We start from the raw sequence: 13610 nt of genomic DNA, 5'->3' as shown, positions 1-13610 counted from the left end.
CCGCCCGGCCCCTCACCGCGCGCCCAGTGGCCCTTCCCTCGCGCCGAGGTGTAAGGAAGGGCCCCTTCTTAACGCCTCCGGTAGAGGAAGGGCCCCTTATTAACAACCCCCGGCTTGGGAGGAGCCCGGCGGTCGCTAGCGTGACGGGGTGACCACCGATCCGCTCGCCCCGCTGCTCGCGCTCGCCGACGTCGCCACCGCCGTCGAGCAGGCCCGCGAGCGGGTCGACCTGGCCCACCGGCACCGCGCGCTGCGCCGCCAGGGCGGCCAGGTCGCCGCCGAGGTCAGCCTCCGCTCGGCAGTGGCCAGCGCCGCGCTGGAGGGCCGCGTTCACGACCGCGAGGAGGTACGCGCCGGCACCGTCACCGACCCGGTGCTCCAGGGCGCGCTCCGGGTCGCCGGGGCGCTGCCCGGGCTGAGCGACCTCTGGCCCAAGGCTCCCCGGCAGGTGATGGCCCGGCTGCACGTGCTCGCCGCCCGCGACGTGGTGACCGAGGAGGAACTGGGCCGCCCGGTCGCCGACCCGGTGGTCGCGGCCCGCCTCGACGGCCTGGCCGCCCTCGTCGCCGGCGGCACCAAGGTGCCACCGCTGGTGCTGGCCGCCGTCGTACACGGCGAGCTGCTGAACCTGCGCCCGTTCCCGGGCCCGTCCGGGGTGGTGGCCCGCGCCGCCGCCCGGCTGGTGCTGATCTCCACCGGGTTCGACCCCCGTGGGCTGGTCGCGGTGGACGTCGGGCACCGTGAGCGCGAACCGGAGTACGTGGGAGCGGCCGGCGCGTTCGCCACCGGCACGCCCGACGGCCTGCGCTCCTGGCTGCGGCACTACATGAGCGCGGTGGAGGTCGGCGCCGACCAGATCACGCTGATCGGCGACGAGATCCTCGCCGCGTCCTGACGCGCGCGGGGTGTCAGGCGGTGGGTGCTGCGGCGCGGGTGCGCCGGTGCCGGCCGTACCAGGCGATGCCGATGGCCACGCCGACGCCCACGCCGAGCGCCGCCGCCGCGACCGGCACCGCCGGTCGCTCGCGCAGCCGGCGGCCCAGCGGGATCGGGTGCCGGAACTCCAGCACCGGCCACGCGTTCTCCACCGCCAGCTTGCGCAGCGCCCGGTCCGGGTTGACCACCGTCGGATGCCCCACGCACTCCAGCAGCGGCCGATCGGAGTACGAGTCGGAGTACGCGTACGAGTCGGCCAGGTCGTAGTCCCGCTCAAGAGCCAGTTCGCTGACCGCCTCGACCTTGCTCGGACCGGCCGCGTAGAACTCGACCTCGCCGCTGTACCGGCCGTCGACCACGCCCATCCGGGTGGCGATCACGTCGGTGATCCCGAGCAGCTCGCCGATCGGCCGGACCATCTCGTCGCCCGACGCGGAGACCAGCACCACGTCCCGCCCGGCGGCCTGGTGCTCCTCGATGAGGGCGGCCGCTTCGGCGTACACGTAGGGGTTGATCAGTTCGTGCAGTGTCTCCGCGACGATCTGGCGGACCTGTTCCACCGGCCAGCCCTTGCAGAGCGTGGCCAGGTAGTCCCGGGTGCGGGCCATGGTCTGCTCGTCGGTGCCGCCCAGCCGGAACATCAACTGCGCGTACGCCGACTTGACCACGTCACGCCGGGTGATCAGCCCGTCCCGGTAGAACGGCCGACCGAACGCCAGGGCGCTCGACTTGGCGATGACGGTCTTGTCGAGATCGAAGAAAGCGGCGCTGCGGCCCACGGCGCGAAAGTCTAGCCCGACGGAAGGCGCGGAGGCGTCCGCCCGGGTCGCGAAAGCCGATGAGCACCCGGTGGAGTGACGGCGGTCACAGGCAGCTATCGATGAATTTAGCTTTGCGTGGAGTGAACAACACTCGACGTATAAGGGTCGACTGCGGCATGCTTGTCCTCGCGGCGGGAGTTCGCAGACCCGGCGCCGATGGGCCTCGGCGGTTGCACCCCCCGTAACCGCTGAGTCGGTTCGGCTCGACCCCCCCGGAGCCGAACCACAAGACGACCCCCGTCTCCCCCCGACGGGGGTCGTCCCTTTGCGCCGTCAGCGCTCCGCCGCAGATCACAGGTCATCTCCGTCGCCGTCGAGCAGGCTCCCCGAGGGTGTTTCTCCGGTCGGAGGCAGCAGAGAGGCAGCAGAGCCGTTGAACGCCTCCAGGACGCGGGCGGCGTAGTCGTCCGGGGTGTGGGTGTAGCGGTTGAGCGTCGTCGACGCCTGTTCGTGGCCCATGACCCGCTGCACGAGGTTGATCGGCACGCCGTCGGTGACCAGCCAGGTGGCGTAGGCGTGCCGCAGATCGTGGAAGCGCATCCCGCCGGAAGCCTTGGCCGCCACGCAGGCGACGGCCTCCCGTTCGGTGGTGAACTCGGCCGACCACTCGATGCCCTCCCGGTCCGGCCAGGTCGCGCGGTAGCGGTGGGGGCCGGGGTTGACGACCTGGCCGAGCAGTCCGGCGCGGACCAGCGACGGCAGCCACACCCGGCGCCGGAAGTTCGAGCGTCGGAGTGGCCGGCCGACCCGGTCGCGGAAGACCAGGGCTCGGGGGTCCGGATCGTCGGCGGCGGTGTGCAGCTCGCGGAGCGCGGCCAGGAGGAAGGACGGTAGCGGCACGGTCCGGACCCCGGCGCGACTCTTCGGGTACGGGCGCAGCATGATCCCGCCGTGCGTCTCCTCGGCCACTTGAACGACGCGCAGCGATGCCCGGTCGAGGTCCACCGACGACCACGTCAGGCCGGCGCACTCACCCCAGCGAAGACCGGCCCCAGCGGCAGCGGAGACGATCCCTCGATGCCGAGGCGGGACCGCCGGAAGCAGCCGACCGAAGAAGTCCTCCCGACTGATCGTGACCGGTCTGACGTCGCGGGACCGATCACGCGGCAGCTTCACCCCCTCGGCGGGGTTGGTGGCGATCAGCCGTGCCTGTACCGCCGTCTTGAGGATCATCGACAGCAGTTGGTAGCACTTGGCCACGGTGGCGGGCGCGAGATCCCGACCGAGACCGGTCACCCACTCCTGCACCGACATGAAGTCAACCTTTCCGAGCGGCCAGTCACCCCACTTCGGCAGGACGTGCGTGCGGAGCATGGAGACGGTCCGCTCAGTCGTCCGCGCCTCGACCGCCCGGGTGGCGAGCCACTGCGAAGCGAAGTCACCGAAACGGGTACGACCGGCGTGTGGGTTCACATAGGTGCCCCGATTGAGGCTTCCCTCGACCTCAGAGAGGAAGGCATTGGCCTCCCTCTTCGTGCGGAAGCTCTTGGACTTCTGCCCACCGGCAGGATCACGCCAGCAGGCGCGGAAGGTGCCGGCCGGAGTCTTGCGGACGAAGCCCATCAGCGCCTCCGGCCATGCTCAGTGCCGGTGGCGGCGGGTTGCTCGGTGACGCCGTCGAGCCAGGCGTGGAACCGGGCACGCGGGATCAGCCAGCGACCCCCGAGGCGGGTCGCCGGGATGGTTCCGTCGCGGACGAGGGCGTAGGTGCTGCCCAGCGAGAGGCCGAGGAGCTTGGCGACCTCCCGGACGGTGTAGGTGACCGGCTCGACGACGACGGTCCCGGTACGAGGGACGAGCCGGACGACCGGATTGGGGCGGGCGGTGGTGCTCATGACGGGTGACCTCCTCGGTCTGTCGGGATCAAGCGGCGGCCGGCGCGATACCGGCCGAGGTAGTGGCGAGTTCGTGGGCAAGTTCTTCGCGGCCGGTGGTTCGTCGTTCGCGTGCCATAGCGGCGGCGGTGTTGGCGAGGAGCGCGTCACCCGAGGTGTGCCAGCCGACTCCGACGAAGGTGAGGGTGCCGACGATGAGCGTGGTGTCCTCGTCGACGTGGTCGACGGGTGGGCCGCTGGCGGCTGGGTGTTCGTGGTCCTGGTGCTCGTGACGGCGGTAGGCGATGCGGGTGTCGCGTAGGAGCCGGAAGGTCACCGAGTAGCGGCGGGCTTTGGTGAGGAAGTGGCCGCCGTAGCCGAGCATGTGCGCCCATCGGCGCAGCCGGGCGTAAGGGTTGGTCGTTGCTGGTTTCGTCGGTTCGGTGTCAAGGGCGGCTTGACGCTGAGCGATGCAGACGGGGCAGGCGGCGTATCGGGTGTGGGTGCCGCAGTCGGGGCATTCCCAGCGCTGGACGAAGCCGGGCCGTGGCCGGGGTTCCCGGGGCCGTTGCGTGAGTGGGGCCGGGGTGGTGGGTCGGCCAATGCGCCAGCAGGCGTCGATGAGGCGGGCGGTGTGGTCGCCGTCGGGGTCGGCGTAGTCGCCGATGGTGTCGGCGGTCAGTCGGGTGGAGGTGTGCCCGGTGGCCTCGGTGCTCTTGGTGGCGTACTTGGCAAGGTAGCCCGCCACCATGCCATCGGTGACTTCCCCGGAGCCGTCGGTGGCGATCGGTTCCAGGTCGACCTGTTCGCCCCAGGCGATCGGCCATCCGTCGGGCCGGTCGGGGTGGGGCGGGGTGTGGAAGGCGATCTGGCAGGCGGCGTGGCGCAGCGCGTCGACGAGGTCGTCGACGGTGAACCCGGCCGGTGGGGGCACGACGTTGTCGGGGTCCAGGGCGTCGACGCCGTCGAGGCGGGCGATGGCATGGAAGTGCACCGCACCCCGCGCCTGCAGCTCGGCGACCTTCCCGGGCGACAGCCGCACCGGAGCGACCTTGCGCGTCTTGCCGGAGGCGGTGCGGATTTCGACCCGAGGGACGCCACGGCGTTGGGCGAGCTTCGCCAGCCAGCGTTCCGCGGCTTGCTTCGTGCGATGCCACAGTTCGCCGGAGAAGATGTTCCAGACGACCTGGTGATCGTGGTCGTAGCAGTCCAGACACAACGGATGCCCGAGCACCGCATCTCCCTGCTCGTGGCGGGCCCAGCAGACGGCGGGTCGGCCGTGGGGGCAGAGGCCGGTGTCGCGGCGGGCGTGGCAGGGTTCGGCGCGGCAGTCGCAGCGGCGTCGGTTGCGGCAGGTGTGCCGCTTGACCTTCCGGGTGTGGACGGTGCCGAAGGACGGTGCGGTGAAGGTGGCGAACACCGCCGGATGCGATGCCACCGATTCCGGTACGCCCTTGCCGCCGACCAATCCCGCGCGGAGGAGTTGGAAGGCGTCGCGTTGGTAGGTCTGGGCGCAGGCGGGGCAGACCGTGGCGCGGCGGTTGCCGCAGGCGGTGTAGATCGCCGCGTCAGGCATCGCGTCGGTGTGCCGGGAGTCCAGGACCCGGCCGGTCGAAGCTTCGACGGTGAGGATCTGGCCGGCTAGGCGGATGGGGCGGGTGCAGCCGGCGGCGGCGCGGACGTGTTCGAGCCAGCCGTAGTAGTCGGGTCGGGTGGCGCGTTCGAACGCGGCCCCGGCAGCGGTCCAGCTGTAGACGGGTGGGACATCGGCGTTCGAGCCCACCCCCCGGGCCGAAGCGCGGGGGGTGAGGTCCAGCGTCGAGGCCATCAACCGGCCACCCCAACGGTGGGGTGCAGGTTGGTGATGGTGCGTTCGATGACGATGACCCGGCAGGCGCCGCACTGGCGCTTGGCCGGCTCGTGCCGTCGGCACGGAATCGTGGTGGTGGTGTCGCCGCAGCGGATGGTGACCGGGTTACGGCAGGGTCCGCCGTCGATGACGTCGATGACGGTGCGGCGGATGTCGTAGGGGTGGGGCTCCGGCTCGGCCGGGCAGGTGTGCAGGAGCTGCACGACGTCAACGGTGTGGATGCTCACCGGACACCACCGCCAATGCTGGCCAGGAGGCGTCCGGCGACGGGTGGGGTGACGTCGAGGCGGTCGGCCAGCTCGGCCGGAGTGATCGGGTGGCCGGTGGCCTGTTCGTGCTGCACGGCGGCAAACCGAGCCATCGGCAGCAGATGAGAAGGGACAGGGACGTCGACCGGCTCGGCCGGCGCAGCGACGGACTCCGGCGTGGTGGTCGGAGTGGCGACGGGTTCCGGCTCGACCGCCGGGGTCGGGGTGATGGCAGCCGGTGGTACCGGCTCGGTGGTGACCTGCTCGGCCACCTGAACCCGGATGGGTTCAGCCGGGGCAGCCGCCGGAGTGGTGGGTTGTTCCGGTCTGGGTGCCGGGGCGAGGACGAGTTTCACCAGGGCCATGAAGGCCAGCGCGGGGACTGCGGATAGGAGCCACCCGGAGACGCCGGGCTTGGCGACCGCGAGTTGCGCGGCGAGGGAAAGGCTGGCAGCGGCGATGAGCAGGAACAGCGGGTAGCCGATCGGTGCGCCACTGCGGCGGCGTCGGCGGATGGTCAACAGACACGCGATCGGGACCAGCTCGGAGATCACGGCGTTGGCCCAGCCGAACCACGCCCCGGTCCCAGCCGGGCTGTTGGCGAGGGTCCAGTCTTTGACGTGGGTGAAGGAGGCGGCCCCGGCAAAACCGGCGACCGCGATGAGGATGAGCACCAGGACCAGGCCCTCAATGCGGGGGCCGGTGGTGGTGTGTCGGTCAGTGGTCATGGGTCACCTGCCCTGTGGTGACGGCGTGCTGTTCGGCGGCGAGTCCGGCGAGGCCGACGCGGATGCCGTTGCAGGTGGGGCAGTGCTGGTCGGGTCCGGCGATGCACTGAGTGAGGTGGGCGTCGTGGATGAGGCGCAGGCTTTCGGCGTAGTAGCCGGACAGGAACCGTTCGAAGGACAGTTCGCCTCGGGCGGCGAAGTCGCGGGCGATGGCGGTGACGACGTAGTCGTCCGGGGTCATCCGCTCCTGGGCGGCGAAGTTGACGGCGGTGGTGGTGGTCACCGGACGCCTCCCATGTAGGCCAGGGCGATGCCGATGAGCAGGACGACGGCGAAGGTGATCAGGACAGCCATCAGTGGCCTCCGTGGCAGTCGAGGCAGCAGCCGTAGCGGCGGGGGATGTAGTAGGGCTTGATCTGGCCGCAGTCGCGGCAGGTGCGCCGGGCGAGCAGGGCTTTGGCGATGGCCTCCCGCTGGGCGGGGGTGGCGACACGCTTCGGTTTGGCCCAGTCGAGGCGGTAGAGGTAGGCGACCCGGCGGTTGGTGCGGTGTCGCCAGAGGATCTGGGCGACGGGGTCGTGTCCGCCGGGGCGAAGGCCTGCGGCGCGCAACTGTCGGCGGGTGGCCAGGCCCGCAGGCGCGGTGTGGAAGGGGAAGGTGGGGAACCCGTAGCGGGTACCGGTCGGGTCGTAGAACTCGACCCGGATGCCGGTGCGGTCGGCGAGCTGCTCCAGCTCGGGAGAACGCAGGTCGGTCATGACTGGCCTCCCCAGCGCTGCTGGGCGGCCTGGCGGGAGATGCCAAGCCGGGAGCCGATTTCGGCCCAGGAGTAGCCGAAGGCCCGCAGCCCGATGACGGCGTCGGTGATGGCGTCGTCGATGACGGAGGAGAGGGCGACGAGGTCGCGGAGGGCTTCGACGTCGCCGGTAGCGACGCGGCGGCCGTGGGCGCGGATGATGCGCCGGGCGAAGGCGGCGAAGGCGTCGTTCTCGACGACGTCCCGGCGACGCTGTACCGGGATGCGCGGAGTCAAGGGCTTCTTGACGGTGTTCACCGGTTTCCGCCTTCCTGGTTGTGGAGGCGGTCCCACTCGTCAGCCGCGTTCTCAAGGGCGGTGATGACCTGCTCGGCGGTGCGGGCGGGGTCGTCGTTCCAGGAGTAGGGGGAGATGTGTTCGTCGAGCAGGTAGCCGTCTTCGTCGATGTGGAAGACCGGCGCGAAGTCGTCGAGGTAGTCGACGAACGCGGCGATGGCGGCGAGGTAGGTGATCCGCTCGTCGGTGTCGAGGTCGTACCAGTGGTGCACCGGGTGTCCGGTGCAGGCCATGCCGATGGCTCCGACGGCGCAGGCCGGCGGGGTCGGGGTGTCGGTGTGGTGGGGGTAGTAGGTGCCCTGGTGCCAGCCGTGCCGGCGTAGGTAGAGGGCAGCCATCCGCAGCAGGTCAGCGGGTGTGACCTGGACTCCGGTGGTGGGGTGTTGGGTAGCCTTCATGGCAGCCACGTCCTTTCGGGGCTGTTGGTGGAGGTCGGCGGAACCGGATCGCTTTTGCAGGGCTGAAGCCGGTTCCGTCGGCCGATTTATCGGGTGCGGAGCCGCAGGTAGCGGCGTTGGCGGGTGTCGTCGCCGCCCACCGGGTGGGGTGGGCCGAGGTAGACGAGTCGGCCGCTGGCCGAGGCGACCTGGACCATCGAGGCGATCTCGCCGGGTTGGGCGACGATCCAGATCTCGACGTACTGGGCGGCACGCTGCTGGTTGGCCTTGGCGTAGGCCTGTTCGCGGGTGGTCATGCCGCCACCTCGAAATCCACCCGGGTCAGGTCCGGGATCAGGGTCGGTAACCGGCGGGGCCGGCGGATCCAGGCGGCGTAGTCGGCGATCCCGGCGATCTGGGTGTCGGTGAGGTAGGCGACTTTGATGCGCTTCGGGGTGCCGCCTTCGGCGATGAGGTAGGCGGCGCCCTGGTTGGTGGGGGCGATGTCGGTGGCCGTGTAGCCCTGCTCGGCCCAGCCGTGCCCGAGCACGATGTTGGAGGTGTTCGGCGTGGTGCAGCGGAACGCGGCCCGGTAGCCGAACAGGTCCCGCAGCGAGGTGGGGATGATGTCGAAGCTGGGCCGCTGAGTCGCGGCAACCACCGGGATACCGGCGGCACGGCCACGGGCGACCAGGTCGCGGAGCAGGGCGACGAACTCTTCCTGTTCCTGCTTCGAACCGACGGTGGCGGAGTAGTAGGCGATCTCGTCGACGAGGACGGTGATGACGGACAGGCCGTCGGCGGCGGTGAGTTTGCGGCGGCCGTGGGCGCGCAGCCAGGCGTAGCGGTTGTTCATCACCAATTGGAGACGGCGGAGGATGTCGAGGGCGGCGGTGATGTCGGGGCCGATGAACGCGTCGGCGCAGTCCTCCCACTGGCCGAGTTCGACGAGCTTGCCGTCCAGCAGCACCAGGCGGCTGTCGACGGACAGGGCGGCGTGGGCGGCGATCGTGTTGAGCAGACCGCTCTTGCCGCCGCCGGGTTCGCCTCCGGCGAGCAGGTTGCGGTAGGCGAGGGTGATGTAGACGGGGTGACCGAACTCGTCGATGCCGACGAAGATGGGGTCGAACATCGACAGGCCAGGCCCCACCGGAACCCCCGAGGTCGGGGCGGGTGTGGTGGTCATCAGTTGCCCTCCTTGGGCGAGGTGTGGGCGCGGAGAGCCACACGAACGAACCCCGCAGGGCTCTCCGCGACCGGTTGGGTGAAGGTCAGATCCAGTCGGAGACGTCGTCCTCGACAGCCGAGGACGCAGCCGCGGGCTTGCTGCCGTTGGCGGTCGTGGCCGGCGGCTTCTTGGCGGCCGGTCTGCCCTGCTGGGTGGGCAGGGTGACGGTCGGGGCGTCGATGTCGGGCAGGTCCAGGGCGGTCGGCACGGTGGCCGGGATCCGCTCGGTTGCCGGGATGGTGTCGTCGATGACGTCGACCAGCGGGGAACCGACCTGAGCGGTCAGCACCTCACGACGCTTGATGTCGAACCGCAGATAGGCGGCGTTACGGTCGGAGGCCCGCTCCACCAGGGCGGTGGAGGCGTGGCAGGCGACCGCGATGCGGTCGAGGCGGCCTTCCAGGTCGGCCAGGGACAGACCGGGGCGCAGGTAGACCCAGACCCGCTCGCCGACGGGCGTGGGCTTGGCCCAGAGGATGAGCGGCAGGCTGCCGGACTGGTTGGCGATGATGAACTGCGCGAAGCACACGCGCAGCCGGTGCCGCACCACGAGGCACCAGGTCCAGGCGACCAGGAACCGGCGGGACACCGGCACGGCGGCGGGGACGCCGACGACCAGGGCGACCACGATGAGCGTGACCAGGGTCGAAGTGTGGTTGACGAGCTGCACCCAGCAGACGCCGAGAAGCGTGGTGATCCCGATCTCGGGAGTCCACCACCACAGCAGCCGCAGCACCGGCCAGATCCGCACGAGCAGCCAGGCCAGGCCGCCGAGGGGAACCCCGATCAGCGCGCCGACGAAGACGGCGAGGATGGGGTGGATGTAGGAAGCGGCCACCACGGCCGACAGAAGGCCGACGATGACCGCCGTGAGGATGAACGCCAACCGGGCGTTCCGTGCCGAGGACCGGTGAACTCTGGCCTCGATCACGGTGATGGTGCCGCTGGACTTCCGTCCGAAGGAGCGGCGAGGGCTAGACTTGGACACGACGAATCCCTCCCAATCGCGAGTTGGGTCGGATGAGTTGGAGGGCACGGGGTCGGCAGGTTTGGACGCCGGTACCGACCCCGCGCCATTTCTCGCGGGATGTGACCACCGGTCGTGGTCACCAGGCCGAGAACGTTGGACGCCGGAGCCGTCCTCGGACTGCTTGTTCACTTGGCTCGATCAGCGGACCTCAGGCCGCTGGAGGTCAGACACCACCAGGCTTCACACAGCACGCTGTGCGAAGGACTACTTGGCCGCCGAACCAGCCTTCGGCTTCAGCGAGATCGCACGGAACGCGACGCCGTTGCGCCCGTTGGTCGCCCACGGAATGGCCTCCAACTGCTCGACCTCGATGAGCTGCCCCACCATCACACCCGGCTTCTCTCCCGCCGTCGTGATGCTGATGACCTCACCGCCGGTCTCGTCGAGCACGATGACCTGGGTCGCCCACATGAGCCGGCCCGTTCCCTTCTCCGACCGCTGGTTGCCGTTCTGGTCGTTCTTCGGCTCCGGGTCCTTCGACACCGTCACCTGCTTGCCCTTGGTGTCCACGTACAGCTTCACAACAGACCTCCTGTGTCTGGGCGCATCCCCTGTTGGATGACTGCCCTGCCGTCAAAGTACCAACTCAGTTGGTACTACGCCAGACTCTTGCCGGAATCGTTTCGGCGTTTCGCTGGCACACACAACGATCTCTTTCGCTGCGATAGAACGACAGGTGTCACTCTGGTGACAGGTCTAAGTCCCCTCGCCATGCCCCCGCGATGGGGCGATACTGGCCCTATGGCTGACGTAGCTGCTGACCTCGACCGCCCCGTCTGGGCTACCAGGCTCAGGGCTGAACGCACTGCCCGAGGATGGTCACAGGGAGAAGCCGTCCGAGCGATGCGGGTGCACGCCACCGAACAGCTTCCGACCGATAGCACCCTGCTGCGGAATTGGAAGCGGTGGGAGGCGGGAAGTTCCGAGCCTGACGCCTTCTACAAGGCCCTGATCGCGAAGACCTTCGGCACCGTCACCGCCGCCTTCTTCCCACCCGCGACGCCTCATGAGGCTGACGCGGCACTGATCGCAGGCACCGGCATGGAGACAGTCGAGATTCTCGCTCGCCTGCGCAGCTCCGACGTCTCGGCAGCGACGCTCGAAGCGCTCCGAATCACCGCTGACCGCCTCTGCTGCGAGTACCCCTATATGGCGTCGGAGCAGCTACGGGTGGAGGGGCGGGCTTGGCTCCGTCGAATCACCGCACTGATGGATCGTCGGCTGACTCTTGCCCAGCACCAGGAGGTGTTGAGCCTCGCAGGATGGGTCGCGCTTCTCGTTGGCTGCGTGGAGTACGACATGGGGCTACGCCGCATTGCCGAAGGCACCCGCAAGGCTGCCTTGACGCTGGGCGACGAAGCCGGGAACGCCGCCATCTCTGGCTGGGCGTACGAGATGCGGGCGTGGTACGCGCTTACCCAGGGCGATTACCGAGGCGTGATCGCAGCCGCCGAGGCCGGCGAAGCAGTAGCAGCGCACGATGGGGCGGCGGTCCAGTTGACGGCGCAGCGCGCTAAGGCTTGGGCGCGGCTCGGCGACAGGCGGCAGGTCGAAACGGCGCTGGATAAGGGTCGATCATTGCTGGAGTCGCTGCCGTACCCGGAGGACACCGACCATCACTTCGTGGTGGACCCGGCGAAGTTCGACTTCTACGCGATGGACTGCTACCGCATCGCCGGTGAGGACCGTCTCGCGGAGATGTACGCCCGTGAGGTCATCCGTTCGTCTACGGACCCGGACGGGACCGAGCGCAAGCCCATGCGCAACGCCGAAGCCCGGATCACGCTCGGCGTCGTGGCGGCGCGCAGCGGGGATCTCGACCAGGCGGTCTCGTACGGCCGTCGAGCCTTGGAGGGAGATCGCAAGTCTCTGCCGTCGCTGCTGATGTGCTCCAAGGAACTGGCGACCCTGCTCCGGGATCGATACCCGACGGAGCCAGAGGCAGTTTTATACCTCGACGAGGTCCGGACCCTCAGCGCGAGCTGACTCCATCAGGATTACCCTCGGCGGATTCCCGTACAGGTCTACCGCCGACACCAGGACGCGGCCGACTCTCATGCCACTCAACGACCCGCTTCGGGCGCCACATGTGAGTACGCCCAACCGTCGCGTCGGGCTCCGGCATCTGACCCCGCTTCCGGTAGTTGCTGACCGTCGCCACCTTGACACCGAGGTACGCAGCTACATCAGAGGTCGTCCACCACTCCGCGGTGAGGTCAGGGCCAGCTTCCACACGGCCATTCTCGCATTAGCCCCGGTGTGCAGGTGGAGGCTGCACGGCACGGAAGCGTCATTGGCTGAGGTAGGTCCCGATGCAGCACCCAGCCGCCGACGGGGGGTAGGGCAGCGTCAGGGGACAGATTCAACCTTCGCCGAGTCCACCCAGCGGGCCAAGAGACTGAAGGCGGCTAGCTGTTCAAGGGCCTGCTGCTCGTCTACCTCGCCCAGGGCCGCGTGCATGGCCGGGTTCCTGACGGCTGCATAGAGTCCCTCAGCTAGCGACCGAACGCCTCGATGAAGGCTCTGGTAGGTCTTGCTGCCGTCGTCCACCATCACCCGCAGTCGAGGAGCACTGCTCTTAGGTGGATCAAGAGAGAAAGCCTGGTTGAACAGATCCGTCTCGGAGATATCTCGCCGCCCGATTTTCGCCTGGGTCTCGGCGTTGACCTGGATCGCCGCCTGGGACACCGCCTGCCGGAAGTGCTTGGTGCGCCATAGGGGAGCAGCGCTCTCCCAGACCCAGGGGTGGAGCTTGCCGGCGTCCATCTCGGGTGCTCCATCGCCCAGCCGTTCGCGTAACTCCGCGTCCCGCTCGATCGTTACCTTGCCGCGAGACGCCCACTCTCGCAGATCCTCCCAGCCCTCGTGCTTCTTACCGGAGGAGCGACGATCATCCCGCCAGCTAGGAAGAACGCGGTCGAGGATCTGTTCTACGACATGGGCCGCCTCAGCCGCTTCGGTTTCTGAACCTCGCTGCACGGTGCCGAAGTAGACGATGCCTGAGCCGCGCATGTCTGGCGCGACCTGCTCCGTCACGTGCAGGAAGCGATCGATCTGCTCGATCGCCCAATCTTTGTCCAGCTTGCTCACCGTTGCAGTATCGATCAAGCGCAGCGCTTAGCACAGACAGAACCGGCTCGACCTGCTCCACCGATAGGGCAAGTGGTCGGCTGCCGGCGGCTGCCGGCGAAAGTGGTTCAAAGTTTCTGTACGTCTTCAAGGCGGCCCGCAACGGGCCGCACGCGCCGCCGCCTGGGCGCGCGTCCGTCGCTCCGCTGGCGCTCCGACTCCGGCCACGCAACACGCCCGGCGTCTGGCGCGGAAGCGGGAAGCCCAAGGGGCCGCCGCAGAACGACAGGGGCGTCTACCGGTGAGGGTGGGCCGGCAGCCGGCCGGGCCGCGCGGCCACAAGCCCGCGCGGCGTAGGGGAGCGCACGCCGGCCGCGTCGGCGAGCTGGCGGCAGT

Annotated in this window: 18 protein-coding genes; 2 read left to right on the top strand and 16 right to left on the bottom strand. The window is 69.4% G+C overall.

Annotated elements, in window-relative coordinates:
- Positions 1–148: 148 nt before the first annotated feature.
- Positions 149–895, top strand: a complete 747-nt coding sequence (locus IF06_RS0127550; protein WP_013283635.1) for a hypothetical protein — start codon at positions 149–151, stop codon at positions 893–895.
- Positions 896–908: 13 nt separating this feature from the next.
- Here the strand turns inward: IF06_RS0127550 and IF06_RS0127545 are convergent, their stop codons facing one another.
- From IF06_RS0127545 to IF06_RS0127480, 14 genes are all read right to left on the bottom strand, one after another.
- The gene (locus IF06_RS0127545; RefSeq protein WP_013283636.1) at positions 909–1715 is read right to left on the bottom strand and encodes an HAD family hydrolase; all 807 of its coding nucleotides are present in this window, start codon (positions 1713–1715) and stop codon (positions 909–911) included.
- A 333-nt stretch (positions 1716–2048) separates the two neighbouring features.
- Positions 2049–3320: a site-specific integrase gene (locus IF06_RS34470; protein ID WP_157551542.1), complete on the bottom strand. Its 1272-nt coding sequence runs from the start codon at positions 3318–3320 to the stop codon at positions 2049–2051.
- Positions 3320–3592 (bottom strand): helix-turn-helix domain-containing protein, encoded by a 273-nt coding sequence (locus tag IF06_RS0127535; RefSeq protein ID WP_052166223.1) that lies wholly within the window; start codon positions 3590–3592, stop codon positions 3320–3322. Before IF06_RS0127535 ends, IF06_RS34470 begins: the two co-directional genes overlap by 1 nt.
- Before the next feature lie 28 nt (positions 3593–3620).
- Complete coding sequence (locus IF06_RS0127530) at positions 3621–5399, bottom strand: replication initiator (protein WP_030274488.1); 1779 nt, start codon at positions 5397–5399, stop codon at positions 3621–3623.
- Positions 5399–5668 (bottom strand): hypothetical protein, encoded by a 270-nt coding sequence (locus IF06_RS0127525; protein ID WP_030274487.1) that lies wholly within the window; start codon positions 5666–5668, stop codon positions 5399–5401. The genes IF06_RS0127530 and IF06_RS0127525 overlap by 1 nt, the downstream gene beginning before the upstream one ends.
- A complete protein-coding gene (locus IF06_RS0127520; RefSeq protein WP_030274485.1) occupies positions 5665–6417 on the bottom strand; it encodes a hypothetical protein in 753 nt (250 codons plus the stop codon). Before IF06_RS0127520 ends, IF06_RS0127525 begins: the two co-directional genes overlap by 4 nt.
- The gene (locus tag IF06_RS0127515; protein WP_030274484.1) at positions 6407–6700 is read right to left on the bottom strand and encodes a hypothetical protein; all 294 of its coding nucleotides are present in this window, start codon (positions 6698–6700) and stop codon (positions 6407–6409) included. Before IF06_RS0127515 ends, IF06_RS0127520 begins: the two co-directional genes overlap by 11 nt.
- A 70-nt stretch (positions 6701–6770) precedes the next feature.
- Positions 6771–7175 carry an RRQRL motif-containing zinc-binding protein gene (locus IF06_RS0127510; protein ID WP_052166222.1) on the bottom strand — a complete coding sequence of 135 codons (405 nt, stop codon included), beginning with the start codon at positions 7173–7175 and terminating at the stop codon, positions 6771–6773.
- Entirely contained in the window at positions 7172–7471 is a 300-nt protein-coding gene (locus IF06_RS0127505; protein WP_030274480.1) for a hypothetical protein, read from the bottom strand. Before IF06_RS0127505 ends, IF06_RS0127510 begins: the two co-directional genes overlap by 4 nt.
- Complete coding sequence (locus IF06_RS0127500; protein ID WP_030274478.1) at positions 7468–7908, bottom strand: DUF6197 family protein; 441 nt, start codon at positions 7906–7908, stop codon at positions 7468–7470. The genes IF06_RS0127505 and IF06_RS0127500 overlap by 4 nt, the downstream gene beginning before the upstream one ends.
- Before the next feature lie 86 nt (positions 7909–7994).
- The gene (locus IF06_RS0127495) at positions 7995–8204 is read right to left on the bottom strand and encodes a hypothetical protein (RefSeq protein WP_030274477.1); all 210 of its coding nucleotides are present in this window, start codon (positions 8202–8204) and stop codon (positions 7995–7997) included.
- Positions 8201–9076: an FtsK/SpoIIIE domain-containing protein gene (locus tag IF06_RS0127490; RefSeq protein ID WP_030274475.1), complete on the bottom strand. Its 876-nt coding sequence runs from the start codon at positions 9074–9076 to the stop codon at positions 8201–8203. Before IF06_RS0127490 ends, IF06_RS0127495 begins: the two co-directional genes overlap by 4 nt.
- Positions 9077–9158: 82 nt before the next feature.
- Positions 9159–10052 carry a hypothetical protein gene (locus IF06_RS0127485; RefSeq protein WP_036311691.1) on the bottom strand — a complete coding sequence of 298 codons (894 nt, stop codon included), beginning with the start codon at positions 10050–10052 and terminating at the stop codon, positions 9159–9161.
- A 297-nt stretch (positions 10053–10349) separates the two neighbouring features.
- Positions 10350–10667 carry a hypothetical protein gene (locus IF06_RS0127480; RefSeq protein WP_030274472.1) on the bottom strand — a complete coding sequence of 106 codons (318 nt, stop codon included), beginning with the start codon at positions 10665–10667 and terminating at the stop codon, positions 10350–10352.
- Positions 10668–10886: 219 nt separating this feature from the next.
- On the opposite strand from IF06_RS0127480, the gene IF06_RS0127475 reads away from it, so the two are divergent.
- A complete protein-coding gene (locus tag IF06_RS0127475) occupies positions 10887–12131 on the top strand; it encodes a helix-turn-helix domain-containing protein (RefSeq protein WP_232236780.1) in 1245 nt (414 codons plus the stop codon).
- Here IF06_RS0127475 and IF06_RS34995 read toward each other — a convergent pair.
- Complete coding sequence (locus tag IF06_RS34995; protein ID WP_084588857.1) at positions 12118–12378, bottom strand: helix-turn-helix domain-containing protein; 261 nt, start codon at positions 12376–12378, stop codon at positions 12118–12120. The two genes, IF06_RS0127475 and IF06_RS34995, sit on opposite strands and share 14 nt — an antisense overlap.
- A gap of 116 nt (positions 12379–12494) precedes the next feature.
- A complete protein-coding gene (locus tag IF06_RS0127470) occupies positions 12495–13235 on the bottom strand; it encodes a TIGR02391 family protein (protein ID WP_030274468.1) in 741 nt (246 codons plus the stop codon).
- Between the last annotated feature and the right edge of the window lie 375 nt (positions 13236–13610).

This window comes from Micromonospora globosa (assembly GCF_000717585.1).
GTDB classification, from domain to species: domain Bacteria; phylum Actinomycetota; class Actinomycetes; order Mycobacteriales; family Micromonosporaceae; genus Micromonospora; species Micromonospora aurantiaca.
Note: the sequence above shows the minus strand (reverse complement) of the source record. Positions and strands in the feature narration are given on the sequence as shown.